Consider the following 14,966-nt stretch of genomic DNA (forward strand, 5'->3'; position numbering starts at 1 on the left):
AAACAGTGAATATAATTTCCATATTCCAGTTTAAAAATGGGGAGGAGGGGGTTTATGAACAGAGAATTTTCAGTAAACACAGCATCCAAAGGTTCTATTTTTTTTGGTGCAGTTTTAGGTATTATTGGTATTGGCGTTATGATTTTTTTTAGTATTTTATATGGTGCTCTTCTGTTTGTCTTGGCGGTATTACTCTTTTTCCTAATGCGTAACTTTGCTAATGATACTACAATTAGTTGTCATGACCACGGGTTTACTGTGAAAGTTATAAATAAGAGAAAGGGAGTTACGGTACAAGATTATAACTGGGAAGAGGTTATTAGTACTCAATATTATGAAAAAGATTCTGGCAGTGATGATGATGGAGCTAGCTCAACAACGAGCTACTTTATGGTCAAAACAGGAGAAGGTATTGCATTTGATATGCAGGAGATGAGTGGTTTCGCGGATTTGATTGAAATTTTTAATGAGAACACCTCACATCTCCCATATTATTGGGAAAAGTCAAAAGGAATCCTATCATCAGGTTATAGCAGAAAACAGCGTAGTACTACTTAGGAAGTATCTACAGTAAAGCAGAACATGAAAAGCCTTTGGAATGCTTAATATAGCTTTCAAAGGCTTTTTATCATGCACAAGCATTTTTAAAAACGTATGGAGCGATAATGAACAAGGATTCTACCGATAAGAAATCCACTAATTAATCCAAAGATATGACCAGTAATATTAATGTTTGGTTGGAAAAATGTCATGATAACACTAATGATAGCGATAGGAAGAATGACTTGCCTTCCTTGAATAGGCATGGAATCCTTTTTTACCATAATAATAGCTAAATAAAACCCGAACAATCCAAATATTGCCCCGCTTGCCCCTATATGTGTATAGTATGGAGGTTGAATGTAAAGCGTGGCAATGTTTGCGCCTATACCGCTTGCTAAATAGACAAGGATAAACATAAATTTACCAAGTGCTTTTTCAAGCGCGGGTCCAAAAAGGACGAGTGAAAAAGAATTAAATAATAGATGTGCAAATCCAACATGAACGAAAATGGGAGTGACGAGTCTCCAATATTCTCCCTGTTGAATGAGAATATTCACCCCCGCCAACATTTCTAGCATCCAGTTGTGTGGGAAGATTGGGGTGTGCATAATAAGAAATATCAGTAGATGAATTGCAATAATGATAGATATTACAGGATAGAATTTAAGAAATTGCCTAAAACTTTCAGTTCTGACAAACATACAGACCGCTCCTTTAGGAGATATTACTATTCAAATCTTAGCATACGCGAAGGAATTGTTAAGGACAACTATAATATAGTACGTCATCTATTATTTTAGAAGGGAATTTTAACATGATTATCGGAATAGGTATGGATCTAGTTGAGATAGATCGAATTGAACAGCTGCGGATCAAGCAATCGCGTTTTCCTGCAAGAATTTTAACAAAAATAGAATTAGATGTATATGAATCTTTAAACGAAAAAAGAAAAACAGAATTTTTAGCAGGGCGTTTTGCTGCCAAAGAAGCATATTCAAAAGCTCGAGGAACCGGGATTGGAAGCGAACTCTCATTTTTAGATATAGAAATAGATACTGATAAAAAAGGAAAGCCGCTGATTACAAAGCCAGAATATGGTCGGGTTCATTTATCCATAAGCCATACGAAATCGTACGCAGCCGCCTATGTCGTCATTGAAGAGCAAGAATAGAAAAATACGATAAAGATTACATATGAAATTCTCTGGTCTATTGTCCGGGTTTGTCTCATATATTTTTAGTGCGTTAGGAGAGACAAGGTCTTGGCTATGGGATAGATTGCCACGTTGTGCGGAACGGCTCGCGGATTGAAACAATGGTACTGGACAATTACCCGCAAGCCTGGCCTTCTCTCTTCTTTTCATGGTCAAATGAGACAAAAAAGGGGTTGAAGGAATGAGAAAGGGGTTACGGCTATTTTGGTTGCTGCTCGCTTCCATCGCTGTACTTTCTGCTTGCGGAGCAAAGTCGCAGGAAGATGTAACGAAAGGGCTGCAAAAAAAGGTAGTGGATTTAAAAGGATACAAGGCGAAAGCTCAAATGACATTAACAGTTGGGAATGAGCCGCAATCCTACGAGATTGATGTTTGGCATAATAAACCAGGTGATTATCGAGTTCATTTGAAAAATGCCAAAAAAGAACAAAGTCAGATGATACTTCGTAATAAAAGTGGTGTATACGTTTTGACTCCGGCTTTAAACAAAAGTTATCGGTTCCAAAGTGAATGGCCGCAAAACAGCAGCCAAGCCTATTTGTATGAGTCGTTAGTGAAAGATGTACAAGAGGATAAAGAGGCTAAGTTTAAAGCAACAAAGGATCATTATGTATTTACAACAAAAACACGTTACCAAAATAGTAAGATGCTCCCAACTCAAGAAATTATTTTTAAAAAGGGATCGCTAGAACCGGTTAGTGTGAAAGTGATGGATACAAATCAGAATCCAGTAGTAACGGTAGAATTCTCCAGTGTGGATTTTAGTCCGAAATTTGATAAAGGTGCCTTTGATACGAAAAAGAATATGACGAGTGCGCAACTGGAAATTCCGGTCATGTCCAACAATACTGACAGTGAATTTACTGTTAAATATTCCATGGCTGACATTCCGGGAATTTCATTCGAGGAAGAAACAGCATATGACACCGAAAGCGGTAAAAGGGTATTACTGACATATAGTGGTGAGAAGTCGTTTACACTTATTCAGGAAATGGCTGAAGTCATTCCAACAACCTCTATGGAAATGGTAGAAATGAACGGAGAAATGGTTGATCTTGGATTTGCGATTGGGGCAATGACGGAGGATTCCATTACATGGAGTGAAGATGGCATCAATTATGTACTGCTTTCCTCGGATTTATCTGCGGATGAAATGGTTATGGTCGCACAATCAGTACAAGGAGGATCCATCAAATAAGAATTGCATTCGGGCAGACCTTTTCCATCCGAATCGGTCTGTTTTTCTTATTGCTTTAATCTGATTCCGCAATCATTGTTGTATTTGATGGATATCTTTATAGATTTTATTCATCGGTAATCATAATGGGAAAAGACCTGCCGGCTGCTGAACATGCTTATTAGGCGTAAAATTCGGCTTCTTGGACTTAAGAAAATAGCCTTGCTTTAAAAGCAAATATTTCTCATTGACATATTCATGCGAGAGTTTGATAATCAATAATATTATTGAACATCGTATGGGAAGTGAACGTCATGGAAGAGAAAACTGTTTTTTATCGAGATACTTGGGCAGAGATAGATTTAGATGCTTTATATTCAAATATTAGTCAGATTCGTGAACATCTTCCTCGGAATACGAATATTTTTGCAGCAGTAAAAGCTAACGCCTATGGCCATGGCGTTATCCAGACAGCGAAAACGGTTCTCGCTGCGGGAGTGCACGGTTTGGCTGTTGCATTTTTGGATGAAGCACTAACTATCAGAGAAGCTGGAATTACAGCACCTATCCTCGTATTAGGAGCTACGAGAGCAGCGGATGCGGGAGTAGCGGCCGTTCATAATATATCACTTACTGTTTTTCAAATAGATTGGATTAAAGAAGCAGAAAAGGTAGTTCCTCTAGGGCATGCACTGCGCGTTCATATCAAATGTGATACTGGAATGGGAAGAATTGGGGTAACGAAAGAAGACGATTTGCGCGAGATAGATGTGTTGTTACGCCAATCCAATCGCTTTATTTGGGACGGTATATTTACGCATTTTGCTACTGCGGATCAGCTTGACGAAGCTTATTACAATAAACAACTTTCCCGTTTTAAGTATTTTTTAAATTGTCTTAAGATGCATCCTCCTTATATCCATGCTGCAAACAGTGCTGCGGCGCTTTGTCATAGCGATTCCCTTTTTAATACGGCTAGAATCGGAATAGCGATGTATGGATTAACCCCATCTGATGAAATTAAAGATCTTCTTCCTTTTACTAGAAAAGAGGTATTTTCTCTTCACACTAAAATTGTACATGTGAAAAAACTTCAAGCAGGGGAAAAGGTTGGGTATGGTGCAGATTATACCGCAAGTGAAGATGAATGGATTGCGACCATCCCGATTGGGTATGCTGATGGATGGATACGTAAACTCAGAGGATTTAAAGTTATAGCAGACGGTGAAATGGTTCCCATCGTTGGGAAAATCTGCATGGACCAAACAATGCTCAAACTTCCAAAAAAAATGCCAATCGGAACACAAGTCACCCTAATCGGAAAACAAAAAAACCACTTCAACTCAGTCGACGACGTCGCAAAAAAACTCGAAACCATCAACTACGAAATCACCTGCACCATAACCAACCGCGTCCCGCGCGTCTACAAACGCCAAGGAATTGTGTGAGTGTTGTGTGAGTGCCAGGCACTCACACAACTTTGAAACAAATCTGAATTGTTCGGGTGCCAGGCACTCAAACAATTCTTGAACAATTTAAAAATTTAGCGAAAAAAAGCAGGAGTTTTACGGAAAATGGAGAAATGTATGTATTAGTAATCGCTTTCTGGGAGGATAATAAGGAAAGTGTGTGTGCTTAGAGGTGAAGGAAGGGTAATTTACTCTTTGCAGGGAACGTGTTTGGTGGTATGATAAACAATGAATGAAATGGCTTGTAGTGATGGTGGAGGTGTAGTCGTTGTCTGAATCCAGCGCAACAACGGAAATTATTATTCGATTGCCGCAGCAATTGATTGCTGAAATGGACGGTTTTGCAGAAATGGAAAATGTAAATCGCAATGAATTTATTTATCGTGCTACAAAAATGTATCTTCGTGAAAGAAGAAAGCGCCAAATTGTTGAGTCAATGAGGCGTGGCTACATGGAAATGGCCAAAATTAATTTGGCGATTGCGTCAGAAGCAATTCAGGCGGAATATGAGGCAGAAAACACAGTTGAACGTCTCGTAAGCGGGGGATAAGTCCTTGGCCGTTAAGCGTGGTGACGTGTATTTCGCCGATTTATCTCCAGTGGTAGGATCGGAGCAAGGCGGTGTCCGACCTGTACTAGTTATCCAAAATGACATTGGGAACCGGTTTAGTCCCACTGTAATTGTTGCTGCCATAACAGCGCAGATTCAAAAAGCAAAGCTGCCTACCCATGTGGAAATTAATGCTAAAAAATACGGATTTGAAAGAGACTCAGTCCTTTTGCTTGAGCAAATCAGAACGATTGACAAGCAACGTTTAACAGATAAAATCACTCATCTTGATGAAGAAATGATGGAGAAGGTTGATGAGGCCTTGCAGATAAGTCTTGGACTCATAGATTTTTAAGCGCTCTGTTTTTGGCAGATGCGCTTTTTTTATACAAAAATCCTCCAAATCACTATAACTTTTTACCTAATTATGTAAAACATAAGTGACAGTAATTGTCTTTATACGCCAACTATTGATAAAATTGAATACAAAACTCAATCGACAAAAAAGGAGATGGGGTATTGAATAAGGAAGTTGTTCATTTTATTAAAAAACGAGAAGACGAGATTCTAGAATTATGGATGAATGAAATGAAAAATATTAGTGATGAGCGAGCCATTAATATTATCTCTGATCAAGTATTCTATAATACTAGTAAAGAATTTATGGATCTTGTCATGTCAAGTATTTTAGATACAAATGAAAAATATTACGATAAAATTGGAAACTTTGCGGAAAATGTTGTCCGAATAGGTTGGCCCTTAACATTTTTAACAAAAGGTCTTCGGACATTAAGTAAAATTTTATATGAGATAATAACAACTGAAAACGACTTTAACCATGAACAGGCGAATGAACTTCTTATCGGATTTGATAAGTGGTTAACGCCAATTTACGACGAAATGATTGAAACATATTCAGCTACTTGGGAAAGAACTTTTTCGCTGCAAAAAATAGCTTTGCAAGAATTGTCAGCCCCTCTAATTCCTGTTTTTGAAAAGATATCTATCATGCCGCTTGTCGGAACGATTGATACGGAAAGAGCAAGGCTGATTATGGAGAATTTACTGACCGGGGTTGTGAAACATAGGGCGGATGTTGTTCTCATTGATATAACCGGGGTTCCGGTTGTGGATACAATGGTCGCCCATCATATTATACAAGCAGCTGATGCCGTAAGACTTGTGGGAGCAAAGTGTATGATTGTAGGAATTCGACCTGAAATTGCCCAAACGATTGTGAACTTAGGGATCGATTTGGATCAGATCATTACTACAAGTACATTGCGAAAAGGTATTGAAAAGGCACTTGGTTTTACAAATAGAAAAATGGTGACGGTGGAGGGAGATCTTTGAGAATACCAATTTTAAAGCTTCGAGACTGCCTGCTCGTATCAATCCAATGGGAATTGGATGATCAGACAGCTTTGCAGTTTCAAGAGGATCTATTGCATAAAATTCATCAAACGAGTGCCCGCGGTGTAGTAATCGATATTACATCAATAGATTTTATCGATTCTTTTATCGCTAAGGTATTAGGTGACGTAATCAATATGTCTAAGCTAATGGGAGCAAAAGTTGTCATTACCGGCATTCAACCTGCTGTTGCGATCACCCTTATAGAGTTAGGCATTCGTTTGGAGGATGTCGTCACGGCCCTCGATTTAGAAAACGGTTTGGATAAATTAGAACAGGAATTGGGGGACTAGCCTATGGAACTGCAGTCCTGCGTAAAAATAATAAATGAATGGGACATCGTAGCAGTTCGCCAATTAGGCAGAAATGTGGCTAAAGAGCTTGGATTTGGGACAGTGGACCAGGCGAGAATCACGACTGCGATTAGCGAATTGGCCCGTAATATATTCCTCTACGCCGGTCAAGGAGAGGTATGTATCGTTAAAGAGCAACAAAATGGCAAAAACGGGTTGAAAATTATTGCAAAGGACAACGGTCCTGGAATTGCCGATATTCGTAGAGTTATGGAAGATGGGTATACGACGTCTGGAGGCTTGGGAGCCGGACTGCCTGGTGTAAAACGCCTAATGGATGAGTTTGATATTCAATCGAATCTAAATGAAGGCACTGAAATAATTGCAGTCAAGTGGCTTAGGTAGAGGGAGTGGATTGGTATGGATTTCAGGGATACGATTCAGGCGAAATACAAGGACATCATGAATAACTACTTAATGAATCAAAATGAACAGAGTCTTTATCAAGCACAAAAATTAAGTCGGAAATTAATTGAACATCATATTGCTCCAGAAGAAATTATTAGTCTTCATAAAACGATTATGATGGAAAACGTCCTTACTCAAAGAAGCTTTAGTGATTCCTTTGATATTTTATTGGAAGTCATGATTGGATATGGCTTGTCTTATCGTGAGCATCAAAGCCTTCGAACAGAGCAAATGGCTTTAAAAAGTGAGATTGAAGTAGCAGCTAGTATGCAGCAAACATTACTTGGAACATCGATTCCAAAAATTGATGGACTTGATATAGGTTCTATTAGTGTGCCCGCCAGGCAAATGAACGGTGATTATCATCATTTTGTGAAAGATGAAAATCAATGTTTAGGTATTGCGATCGCTGATGTAATAGGAAAAGGGATTCCGGCAGCATTATCGATGTCGATGATAAAATATGCTATGGACAGTCTTCCTGAAAACCGTCATAACCCAGGTGCAATACTTGAAAGTCTCAACAGAGTGGTAGAACAGAATGTCGACCCGAGCATGTTTATTACAATGTGTTACGGAGTGTATAACCCGTGGGATCATAAATTCCTCTACGCATCTGCGGGGCATGAACCAGGCCTTTTTTATTCATCAGAGAATCAGAAATTTCAAGATCTAGACGGAAAAGGTTTACTGCTCGGGATTGATAAGAAAACAAAGTACATGGAATATGAACTAAATGTTCTACAAGGCGATATGGTGATCCTTCTTTCTGATGGAGTGACTGAATGCCGTACAAAAGAAGGATTTATAGAGCGAGAGGATTTACTAAGGTATATCGAAAAGTACATACATTTACCATCACAAGAAATGGTAACAAATATTTATAAGGATTTTGAACGATTGCAAGAATTCGAACTAAGAGATGATTTTACCCTCATTATTTTAAAAAGAACGGAATAATATGTTTTATTGCTATTTATCAGGGTATGAATAATTAAGCAATATAAATGTATTAAAAGGGGTGGATGTTTTGTGAATATTTCGATAAGTTTAACCGAAACTGGGAGTGAACTGCACGCGAAGCTCGAAGGAGAAATAGATGCTTATACCGCTCCTAAAGTGAAGAATTCTCTTCAACCCTACGCGGAAAAAGCCGAAGTTAAAATGTTTGTTGATCTTACAGACGTTTCCTATATGGATAGTACGGGTCTAGGTGTATTTGTCGGTTTGTTTAAAACATTGAAGTCGGGAAATGGGGATTTAATTTTAACAGGGTTGTCCGATCGCTTAAAACGGTTGTTTGAAATAACTGGATTAGCCGATGTGATGAACATCAATACCGAGGTAGAGGGTGGAGTGTAATGAGAGAAACTTTTGACTACATCGAAATGAAGATACCCGCAATGCCGGAGTATGTAGGCGTAATTCGGTTAACTCTGTCTGGAATAGCCAGCCGAATGGGGTTTACATATGATTTAATCGATGATTTGAAAATTGCTGTAAGCGAGGCGATTACGAATGCTGTACAGCATGCATATAAAAAGGACGAGGGCGGAGAAATTGTTGTTGGCTTCGGACTATATCAGGATAGATTGGAAGTTATGGTAGCCGATTCGGGGAAAAGCTTTGATATGAATAAAGCGCGGGATGAAATGGGTCCTTACAACGAAAACAGCCAAATAGAATTTCTTCGTGAAGGGGGTCTAGGGCTGTATTTAATCGAAAGTTTAATGGATGAAGTGAAAATTCATCACAACGAAGGGGTAACGGTGTTTATGACCAAATACCTCGAAGGAGAGCAGGTGGAGAGGAATGTCGAACCAATCTCAACCTGATCAGGCAAAAAAACAAGTCAATCAATGGATTAAGGCATATCAACTTCACGAAGATGAGGAAGCGCAAAATCAATTAGTGCTTCACTATAAGAATTTGGTTGAATCCATTGCGCGCAAATATTCAAAAGGAAAATCCTTTCACGAAGATATTTTTCAAGTAGGGATCATTGGTCTGCTTGGCGCCATTCGTCGATATGACGAGTCATACGGAAAGACCTTTGAAGCATTTGCAATCCCGACCATCATTGGTGAAATTAAACGCTTTTTAAGAGATAAAACTTGGAGCGTTCACGTGCCGCGTCGTATTAAAGAATTAGGTCCAAAAATAAAGTCATCCGTTGAAGAACTTACGGTAAAGCTGCAGCGCTCCCCGCAAATCCATGAAATTGCGGAATACTTAGAGGTCTCTGAAGAGGAAATTTTAGAAGCGATGGAGATGGGAAAAAGCTATCAGGCCTTATCTGTTGATCATTCAATTGAAGCTGATGCTGATGGAAGCACGGTTACTTTACTAGACATTGTCGGAAATGTCGACGAAGGATACGAGAAAGTCAATCAGAGACTTGTACTGGATAAAGTCCTCCATGTATTATCGGACCGGGAAAGAAAGATCATTCAATATACGTATCTGGAAAATATGAGCCAAAAAGAGGCAGGCGATATGCTCGACATCTCGCAGATGCATGTTTCGCGACTGCAGCGTCGAGCAATAAAAAAATTGCGGGAAGCTATTTATGCAGAATCATTAAATACGGAGAGCTTTCCCTTATGATTCATCTTGAAAATGAATATTCAGAAGTCCACGCATTCCAAACAGCTAAGGAAAGTAACGTATTATGCGGCGACAGCTTTTATCTAACATTGACCGAAGATTATGTTCTTTGTGTACTTGCCGATGGGTTGGGAAGTGGAAAATACGCCCACGAAGCTTCTCAGGCCGTCGTATCAGTAGTCAGGTCTAATCCGGAGGAAAGTGTCAACACACTAATGGACTTTTGTAATAAAGTATTGCTCAAAAAACGTGGTGCTGCGGTTGCTATTTTTAAAGTCGATTTCAAGCGAAAAGAGTTTGAATACAGTTGTGTGGGCAACATTCGATTCTATATGTATCCTCCGGAAGGAAAACTTATATATCCGATGCCTGTTACCGGCTACTTATCAGGCAGGCCGCAAAAATACCGGACACAAAAATATGCGTATGAATCAAAGTCCAAGTTTTTGATCCATACCGATGGATTTGTCAATGTGAATACAAAGAATTTACTTAACAGCTGCCAATCTATACCTGCTTTGGTTGCTCATTTAAAAGTAAAACAAGTTAATACATTAGACGACATGTCATTCATAGTTGGAACCTTGCTCTGATGAGCAGGGTTTTTTGCTTGTAGGCCGTTATGTTAATATATAGGAAGACATGAAAGAAATGAGGGAAGACCGTGATTGAAATGGAAAATAAAGAAGATGTTTTACTTCGAAAATTAGCAAGGGAGCTTCAATTATCTAAAAAACAAATTCACACTGTGATCCAATTGCTTGAGGAAGGCAACACTGTCCCATTTATTGCCCGTTACCGTAAAGAAATGACCGGTGCACTTGACGAGGTGCAAATCAAGGCGATCATGGATAGCTGGACTTATTTGCAAAATTTAGAGCAGCGCAAAGAAGATGTTATCAGATTAATCGAGGAACAAGGGAAGTTAACGGATGATTTAAAAATTCAAATTTTGAAGGCGGAAAAACTTCAGTTAGTTGAGGATCTTTATAGACCATACAAACAAAAACGCCGTACAAGGGCAACGATAGCGAAGGAAAAAGGCCTCGAACCATTAGCAGAGTGGATGCTAAGTTTTCCAGTAGCCGGAACTGTCGAAGCCGAAGCTGAAAAGTATATCTCAGAGGAAAAACAGATTTTGTCTAGTTCGGATGCGATAAAAGGTGCACAGGATATTATCGCGGAGCAAGTTTCTGATGATGCTTCTTTTCGTGAATGGATTCGGAAGGAAACCTTACAAAATGGAAAAGTTCTTTCGGTTGTAAAAAACGAAGAAAAGGATGAAAAAAGGGTTTTTGAAAACTATTATGAATACGAGGAACCAGTAAAACGAATTGTTCCCCATCGTGTTCTTGCCTTGAATCGTGGGGAGAAGGAAGATATACTTCGTGTTTCAATCCAATCGAATACTGAACGAATCTTTTCATTTTTACATAAAAAGGTGCTTGAAAATGAAAATTCAATTGCTGCAGCTGAAATTAAAGAAGCGATTGAGGATGGGTATAAGCGATTAATTGAACCCGCTATTGAAAGAGAGATACGGAATGAATTAACTGATATAGCAGAAAACCAAGCCATTCATATTTTTTCGGAAAACTTAAGAAAATTATTATTGCAGCCTCCGTTAAAAGGAAAAGTCGTCCTCGGCGTCGATCCTGCCTACAGAACGGGTTGTAAATTGGCTATAGTCGATGAAACCGGCAAAATGCTTTATATTGATGTGATTTATCCACACCCACCAAAAGCTAAGCCTGCCGAAGCAAAAGCAAAAGTGTTGAATGTTATCCGGAAATTTGGGGTCGAGATCATTGCCATTGGGAATGGAACTGCCTCACAGGAAACGGAGCAGTTTACAGTTGATATGCTCAAAGAGAATCAGTTGGATATAGCATATCTCATTGTGAATGAAGCAGGGGCAAGTGTTTACTCGGCTTCTGATTTGGCTAGAGAAGAGTTTCCATCTTTACAAGTTGAGGAAAGAAGTGCAGTTTCAATCGCCAGAAGATTGCAAGATCCATTGGCAGAATTAGTGAAAATTGATCCGAAGTCAGTTGGTGTCGGACAGTATCAACATGATGTTTCCCAGAAAAAATTAAATGAATCGTTAACGTTCGTAGTAGAAACGGCAGTAAACCAAGTTGGAGTGAATGTGAACACTGCATCTTCATCCCTTTTACAATATGTTTCTGGATTAAGTAAAACAGTCGCTAATAATATTGTGAAATTTAGAGAAGAGAACGGTAAATTTAAAAATCGCAAGCAATTATCCGGTATTCCGCGTCTCGGGGCAAAGACGTATGAACAGGCAATCGGATTTATGAGGATTTTAGACGGTGAGGAACCACTGGATTTAACGCCGATTCATCCGGAAAACTATGCTAGCGTAAAAAAACTCCTGAAAAGGCTCGGATTTTCTACCAATGATATTGGCACCGACGAACTTGGAAATTCTTTAAAGGAAATGGACATGAATGTTATTTCGGAAGAGTTAGGACTTGGAGTTTTGACACTTCAAGATATTGTAGATGCATTAATGAAACCAGGACGGGATTTGCGTGACGAGTTGCCAAAGCCACTTTTAAAGAAGGATTTACTTAAGCTGGAAGATTTAAAACCTGGAATGGAATTGCAGGGAACCGTTCGCAACGTAGTCGATTTTGGAGCGTTTGTTGACGTTGGTGTGAAAGAGGACGGACTTGTACACATTTCAAAACTGAGCAACCGATTCGTAAAACACCCTTTAGACGTTGTTTCGCTCGGAGATATCGTGACAGTATGGGTTGAAAATGTAGATGTGAAAAAAGGAAGGCTTTCACTCACAATGCTAAAAAGATAACATTAATTCGCAAGCGCTGAGCAAAAGAAAACACTGCTACTTTAATGGTTAGCAGTGTTTTTTCTGTAAAAAAACCAGCATTGATTAAGTAATTTAATCTGATATCTATTTTTTTCGAGAAACGCTTTTTGAATCTGACTTTGGAACCAAGTAGGCATACGAATAACCCTCCTATTGAGTATTCGTTTCCCCATATTGTATGGTAAAATGGATTGTCTCGTTCGAATAATATTGGAGGGAGAAAAATGACAAATGAAGAGCTTCAATCATTAACTGAAGAAATTTCAGTAAGGCTTTTTCAAAAACCTTTTAAACATATTGCATTTTTTAACCCTCGGCTCCGTACCACAGGTGGGCGCTATATGCTTTCTTCCCATAATATTGAAATTAATCGTCATTATTACGACCAACATGGTTTTGATGAATTGGCAGGTATCATTAAACATGAATTATGCCATTATCATTTACATATAGAAGGAAAAGGCTATAAGCATGGTGACAAGGATTTTAAGATTCTGATGCATAAAGTAGGAGCACCAAGGCATTGTTCGCCATTGAAAGAGGGTAAAAAAAGAAATACTTCGTTGAAATCATATTTTTATAAATGTTTAAGCTGCGGTCAAGGCTATCGTAGGCAAAGAAGGGTTAATACAAAACGATATGTTTGTGGTAAATGTAGTGGGAAATTAGAAGAAGTTTTGAAAATAGCTGAATAGTTTTCGTTTTTATAAGGAATAGAATTTAAATGAATTTTTTTGTTTTAGAACTATTGACAGTTTGTACATCCCTTATTATAATCGGAAGAGTCATTAATCCGCAGTAGCTCAGTGGTAGAGCTATCGGCTGTTAACCGATCGGTCGTAGGTTCGAATCCTACCTGCGGAGTTGGTTGAAAAGCGGAAAAGCCCGTTATAGGAAGAACGGCTAAGAGCGCCACGTCCTGTGGCAACGCCGTCCTGACCCGCATCCTGCGGGCCTCCGACAAGCACAAGACGATTCCCGAGGAGGTAGTTTTTCAACCACCACAGGGAATTGACTTGTGACCTCGAGGGGCTGGGCTTTGAAGCTGGACAAATGGGGAAGTACTCAAGAGGCTGAAGAGGTGCCCCTGCTAAGGGCATAGGTCGCGTAAGCGGCGCGAGGGTTCAAATCCCTCCTTCTCCGCCATACTAACATATCTATTCTGGCCCCTTGGTCAAGCGGTTAAGACACCGCCCTTTCACGGCGGTAACACGGGTTCGAATCCCGTAGGGGTCATTTATATTATTGTTTTAATTATCCTTCCTATTTAAGGTCCCGTGGTGTAGCGGTTAACATGCCTGCCTGTCACGCAGGAGATCGCGGGTTCGATTCCCGTCGGGACCGCCATTTTTAAGAAAAGAAGATATTTCCTTTTACATAGAGTCCAAAGCATGTTATTATAATAACCTTCGATTCTACTTTTCTTATTCGAGAAATGAATGATGATTGGGCTATAGCCAAGCGGTAAGGCAACGGACTTTGACTCCGTCATTCGTTGGTTCGAATCCAGCTAGCCCAGCCAAAATCACAAATGAAAAAAAGTGTTGACAAGCATTTGTCAGGATGGTATGATAGATCATGCGCTTTTGAAAAATGCGGTCGTGGCGGAATGGCAGACGCGCTAGGTTGAGGGCCTAGTGGGGGTTAACCCCGTGGAGGTTCAAGTCCTCTCGACCGCACTAAGGTTTTTTGCTTTAGCAAAATAACCTACCTTTAAAATCGCGAAACCAAAAATAACTTACCTTTAAACTGCTCCGGCAAAATAACCTACCTTAATATCGCGACAACGAAAATAACCTTCCTTAATAATATGAAGGTGAAAGTAACTTTCTTAATATGTATGAAAGTAAATAACTTTTATAATGCGCCCGTAGCTCAATTGGATAGAGCGTTTGACTACGGATCAAAAGGTTAGGGGTTCGACTCCTCTCGGGCGCGCCATTTAATATTATATAATGCGGGTGTAGTTTAGTGGTAAAACCTCAGCCTTCCAAGCTGATGATGAGGGTTCGATTCCCTTCACCCGCTCCAAAAAAAAGTGTTGACAAACACATGTGGCAATTGATATAATATAAAAGTTGCTTATCGAGCGACTAAGATGATTTGATCTTTGAAAACTGAACGAAACGAAGCGTTAAAAATAATTTTGCAAGACCAGCTAATGAGCTAACAAACTACTTTAATGAGAGTTTGATCCTGGCTCAGGACGAACGCTGGCGGCGTGCCTAATACATGCAAGTCGAGCGGACTTTTGGGAGCTTGCTCCCAAAAGTTAGCGGCGGACGGGTGAGTAACACGTGGGCAACCTGCCTGTAAGACTGGGATAACTTCGGGAAACCGGAGCTAATACCGGATAACTTCTTTTCTCGCATGAGG

Annotated in this window: 18 protein-coding genes, 8 tRNA genes and 1 rRNA gene; 25 read left to right on the forward strand and 2 right to left on the reverse strand. The window is 39.5% G+C overall.

Going from position 1 to position 14,966, the window contains the following annotated elements; translation table 11 throughout:
- Positions 1-54 precede the first annotated feature (54 nt).
- Positions 55-558 carry a hypothetical protein gene (locus NQ185_RS13370; protein ID WP_257582418.1) on the forward strand — a complete coding sequence of 168 codons (504 nt, stop codon included), beginning with the start codon at positions 55-57 and terminating at the stop codon, positions 556-558.
- An 86-nt stretch (positions 559-644) separates the two neighbouring features.
- On the opposite strand, the gene NQ185_RS13375 is transcribed toward NQ185_RS13370, so the two are convergent.
- Positions 645-1,244, reverse strand: coding sequence for a rhomboid family intramembrane serine protease (locus tag NQ185_RS13375; protein WP_257582419.1), 600 nt, complete (start codon positions 1,242-1,244; stop codon positions 645-647).
- Between the two features lie 113 nt (positions 1,245-1,357).
- On the opposite strand from NQ185_RS13375, the gene acpS reads away from it, so the two are divergent.
- From acpS to NQ185_RS13445, 14 genes are all read left to right on the forward strand, one after another.
- On the forward strand, positions 1,358-1,714 hold the full coding sequence (gene acpS, locus NQ185_RS13380; RefSeq protein ID WP_257582420.1) for a holo-ACP synthase: 357 nt from the start codon (positions 1,358-1,360) through the stop codon (positions 1,712-1,714).
- A 223-nt stretch (positions 1,715-1,937) separates the two neighbouring features.
- A complete protein-coding gene (locus NQ185_RS13385; RefSeq protein ID WP_257582421.1) occupies positions 1,938-2,954 on the forward strand; it encodes a LolA family protein in 1,017 nt (338 codons plus the stop codon).
- A 293-nt stretch (positions 2,955-3,247) separates the two neighbouring features.
- Positions 3,248-4,381 (forward strand): alanine racemase, encoded by a 1,134-nt coding sequence (gene alr, locus NQ185_RS13390; RefSeq protein ID WP_257582422.1) that lies wholly within the window; start codon positions 3,248-3,250, stop codon positions 4,379-4,381.
- 289 nt (positions 4,382-4,670) lie between these two features.
- Positions 4,671-4,952 carry a CopG family ribbon-helix-helix protein gene (locus NQ185_RS13395; protein ID WP_213126417.1) on the forward strand — a complete coding sequence of 94 codons (282 nt, stop codon included), beginning with the start codon at positions 4,671-4,673 and terminating at the stop codon, positions 4,950-4,952.
- Positions 4,953-4,956: 4 nt separating this feature from the next.
- Positions 4,957-5,307 (forward strand): type II toxin-antitoxin system endoribonuclease NdoA, encoded by a 351-nt coding sequence (gene ndoA / locus NQ185_RS13400; protein ID WP_213129981.1) that lies wholly within the window; start codon positions 4,957-4,959, stop codon positions 5,305-5,307.
- 164 nt (positions 5,308-5,471) lie between these two features.
- Complete coding sequence (rsbRA, locus tag NQ185_RS13405) at positions 5,472-6,305, forward strand: RsbT co-antagonist protein RsbRA (RefSeq protein WP_257582424.1); 834 nt, start codon at positions 5,472-5,474, stop codon at positions 6,303-6,305.
- Positions 6,302-6,658 carry an STAS domain-containing protein gene (locus tag NQ185_RS13410; protein ID WP_213129979.1) on the forward strand — a complete coding sequence of 119 codons (357 nt, stop codon included), beginning with the start codon at positions 6,302-6,304 and terminating at the stop codon, positions 6,656-6,658. The genes rsbRA and NQ185_RS13410 overlap by 4 nt, the downstream gene beginning before the upstream one ends.
- 3 nt (positions 6,659-6,661) lie before the next feature.
- The gene (locus NQ185_RS13415; RefSeq protein ID WP_257582425.1) at positions 6,662-7,063 is read left to right on the forward strand and encodes an anti-sigma regulatory factor; all 402 of its coding nucleotides are present in this window, start codon (positions 6,662-6,664) and stop codon (positions 7,061-7,063) included.
- A gap of 15 nt (positions 7,064-7,078) precedes the next feature.
- Positions 7,079-8,086 (forward strand): PP2C family protein-serine/threonine phosphatase, encoded by a 1,008-nt coding sequence (locus NQ185_RS13420; protein WP_257582426.1) that lies wholly within the window; start codon positions 7,079-7,081, stop codon positions 8,084-8,086.
- Between the two features lie 72 nt (positions 8,087-8,158).
- The gene (locus NQ185_RS13425; RefSeq protein ID WP_257582427.1) at positions 8,159-8,488 is read left to right on the forward strand and encodes an anti-sigma factor antagonist; all 330 of its coding nucleotides are present in this window, start codon (positions 8,159-8,161) and stop codon (positions 8,486-8,488) included.
- On the forward strand, positions 8,488-8,961 hold the full coding sequence (gene rsbW, locus NQ185_RS13430; protein ID WP_257582428.1) for an anti-sigma B factor RsbW: 474 nt from the start codon (positions 8,488-8,490) through the stop codon (positions 8,959-8,961). The genes NQ185_RS13425 and rsbW overlap by 1 nt, the downstream gene beginning before the upstream one ends.
- The gene (gene sigB, locus NQ185_RS13435) at positions 8,939-9,733 is read left to right on the forward strand and encodes an RNA polymerase sigma factor SigB (RefSeq protein ID WP_257582429.1); all 795 of its coding nucleotides are present in this window, start codon (positions 8,939-8,941) and stop codon (positions 9,731-9,733) included. The genes rsbW and sigB overlap by 23 nt, the downstream gene beginning before the upstream one ends.
- A complete protein-coding gene (locus tag NQ185_RS13440) occupies positions 9,730-10,326 on the forward strand; it encodes a PP2C family serine/threonine-protein phosphatase (RefSeq protein ID WP_257582430.1) in 597 nt (198 codons plus the stop codon). Before sigB ends, NQ185_RS13440 begins: the two co-directional genes overlap by 4 nt.
- Positions 10,327-10,406: 80 nt before the next feature.
- Entirely contained in the window at positions 10,407-12,569 is a 2,163-nt protein-coding gene (locus tag NQ185_RS13445; protein ID WP_257582442.1) for a Tex family protein, read from the forward strand.
- Between the two features lie 41 nt (positions 12,570-12,610).
- On the opposite strand, the gene cmpA is transcribed toward NQ185_RS13445, so the two are convergent.
- Positions 12,611-12,727, reverse strand: a complete 117-nt coding sequence (gene cmpA / locus NQ185_RS13450; protein WP_257582431.1) for a cortex morphogenetic protein CmpA — start codon at positions 12,725-12,727, stop codon at positions 12,611-12,613.
- A gap of 87 nt (positions 12,728-12,814) precedes the next feature.
- On the opposite strand from cmpA, the gene NQ185_RS13455 reads away from it, so the two are divergent.
- From NQ185_RS13455 to NQ185_RS13500, 10 genes are all read left to right on the forward strand, one after another.
- Positions 12,815-13,285 carry a SprT family protein gene (locus NQ185_RS13455; protein WP_257582432.1) on the forward strand — a complete coding sequence of 157 codons (471 nt, stop codon included), beginning with the start codon at positions 12,815-12,817 and terminating at the stop codon, positions 13,283-13,285.
- Between the two features lie 97 nt (positions 13,286-13,382).
- Positions 13,383-13,454 (forward strand) — tRNA-Asn (locus NQ185_RS13460).
- Positions 13,455-13,645: 191 nt separating this feature from the next.
- A tRNA-Ser gene (locus NQ185_RS13465) sits at positions 13,646-13,736 on the forward strand.
- A gap of 18 nt (positions 13,737-13,754) precedes the next feature.
- Positions 13,755-13,826 (forward strand) — tRNA-Glu (locus NQ185_RS13470).
- A gap of 35 nt (positions 13,827-13,861) precedes the next feature.
- Positions 13,862-13,937: transfer RNA gene (locus NQ185_RS13475), tRNA-Asp, on the forward strand.
- 100 nt (positions 13,938-14,037) lie between these two features.
- Positions 14,038-14,112 (forward strand) — tRNA-Gln (locus NQ185_RS13480).
- Between the two features lie 73 nt (positions 14,113-14,185).
- Positions 14,186-14,269, forward strand: a tRNA-Leu gene (locus tag NQ185_RS13485).
- A gap of 185 nt (positions 14,270-14,454) precedes the next feature.
- Positions 14,455-14,531: transfer RNA gene (locus tag NQ185_RS13490), tRNA-Arg, on the forward strand.
- 16 nt (positions 14,532-14,547) lie between these two features.
- Positions 14,548-14,621, forward strand: a tRNA-Gly gene (locus tag NQ185_RS13495).
- Positions 14,622-14,768: 147 nt separating this feature from the next.
- Positions 14,769-14,966 (forward strand): 16S ribosomal RNA (locus NQ185_RS13500); the annotation flags it as partial.

The organism is Lederbergia panacisoli (genome assembly GCF_024626525.1).
In the GTDB taxonomy this organism is placed as follows: Bacteria; Bacillota; Bacilli; order Bacillales; family Bacillaceae_C; genus Lederbergia; species Lederbergia panacisoli.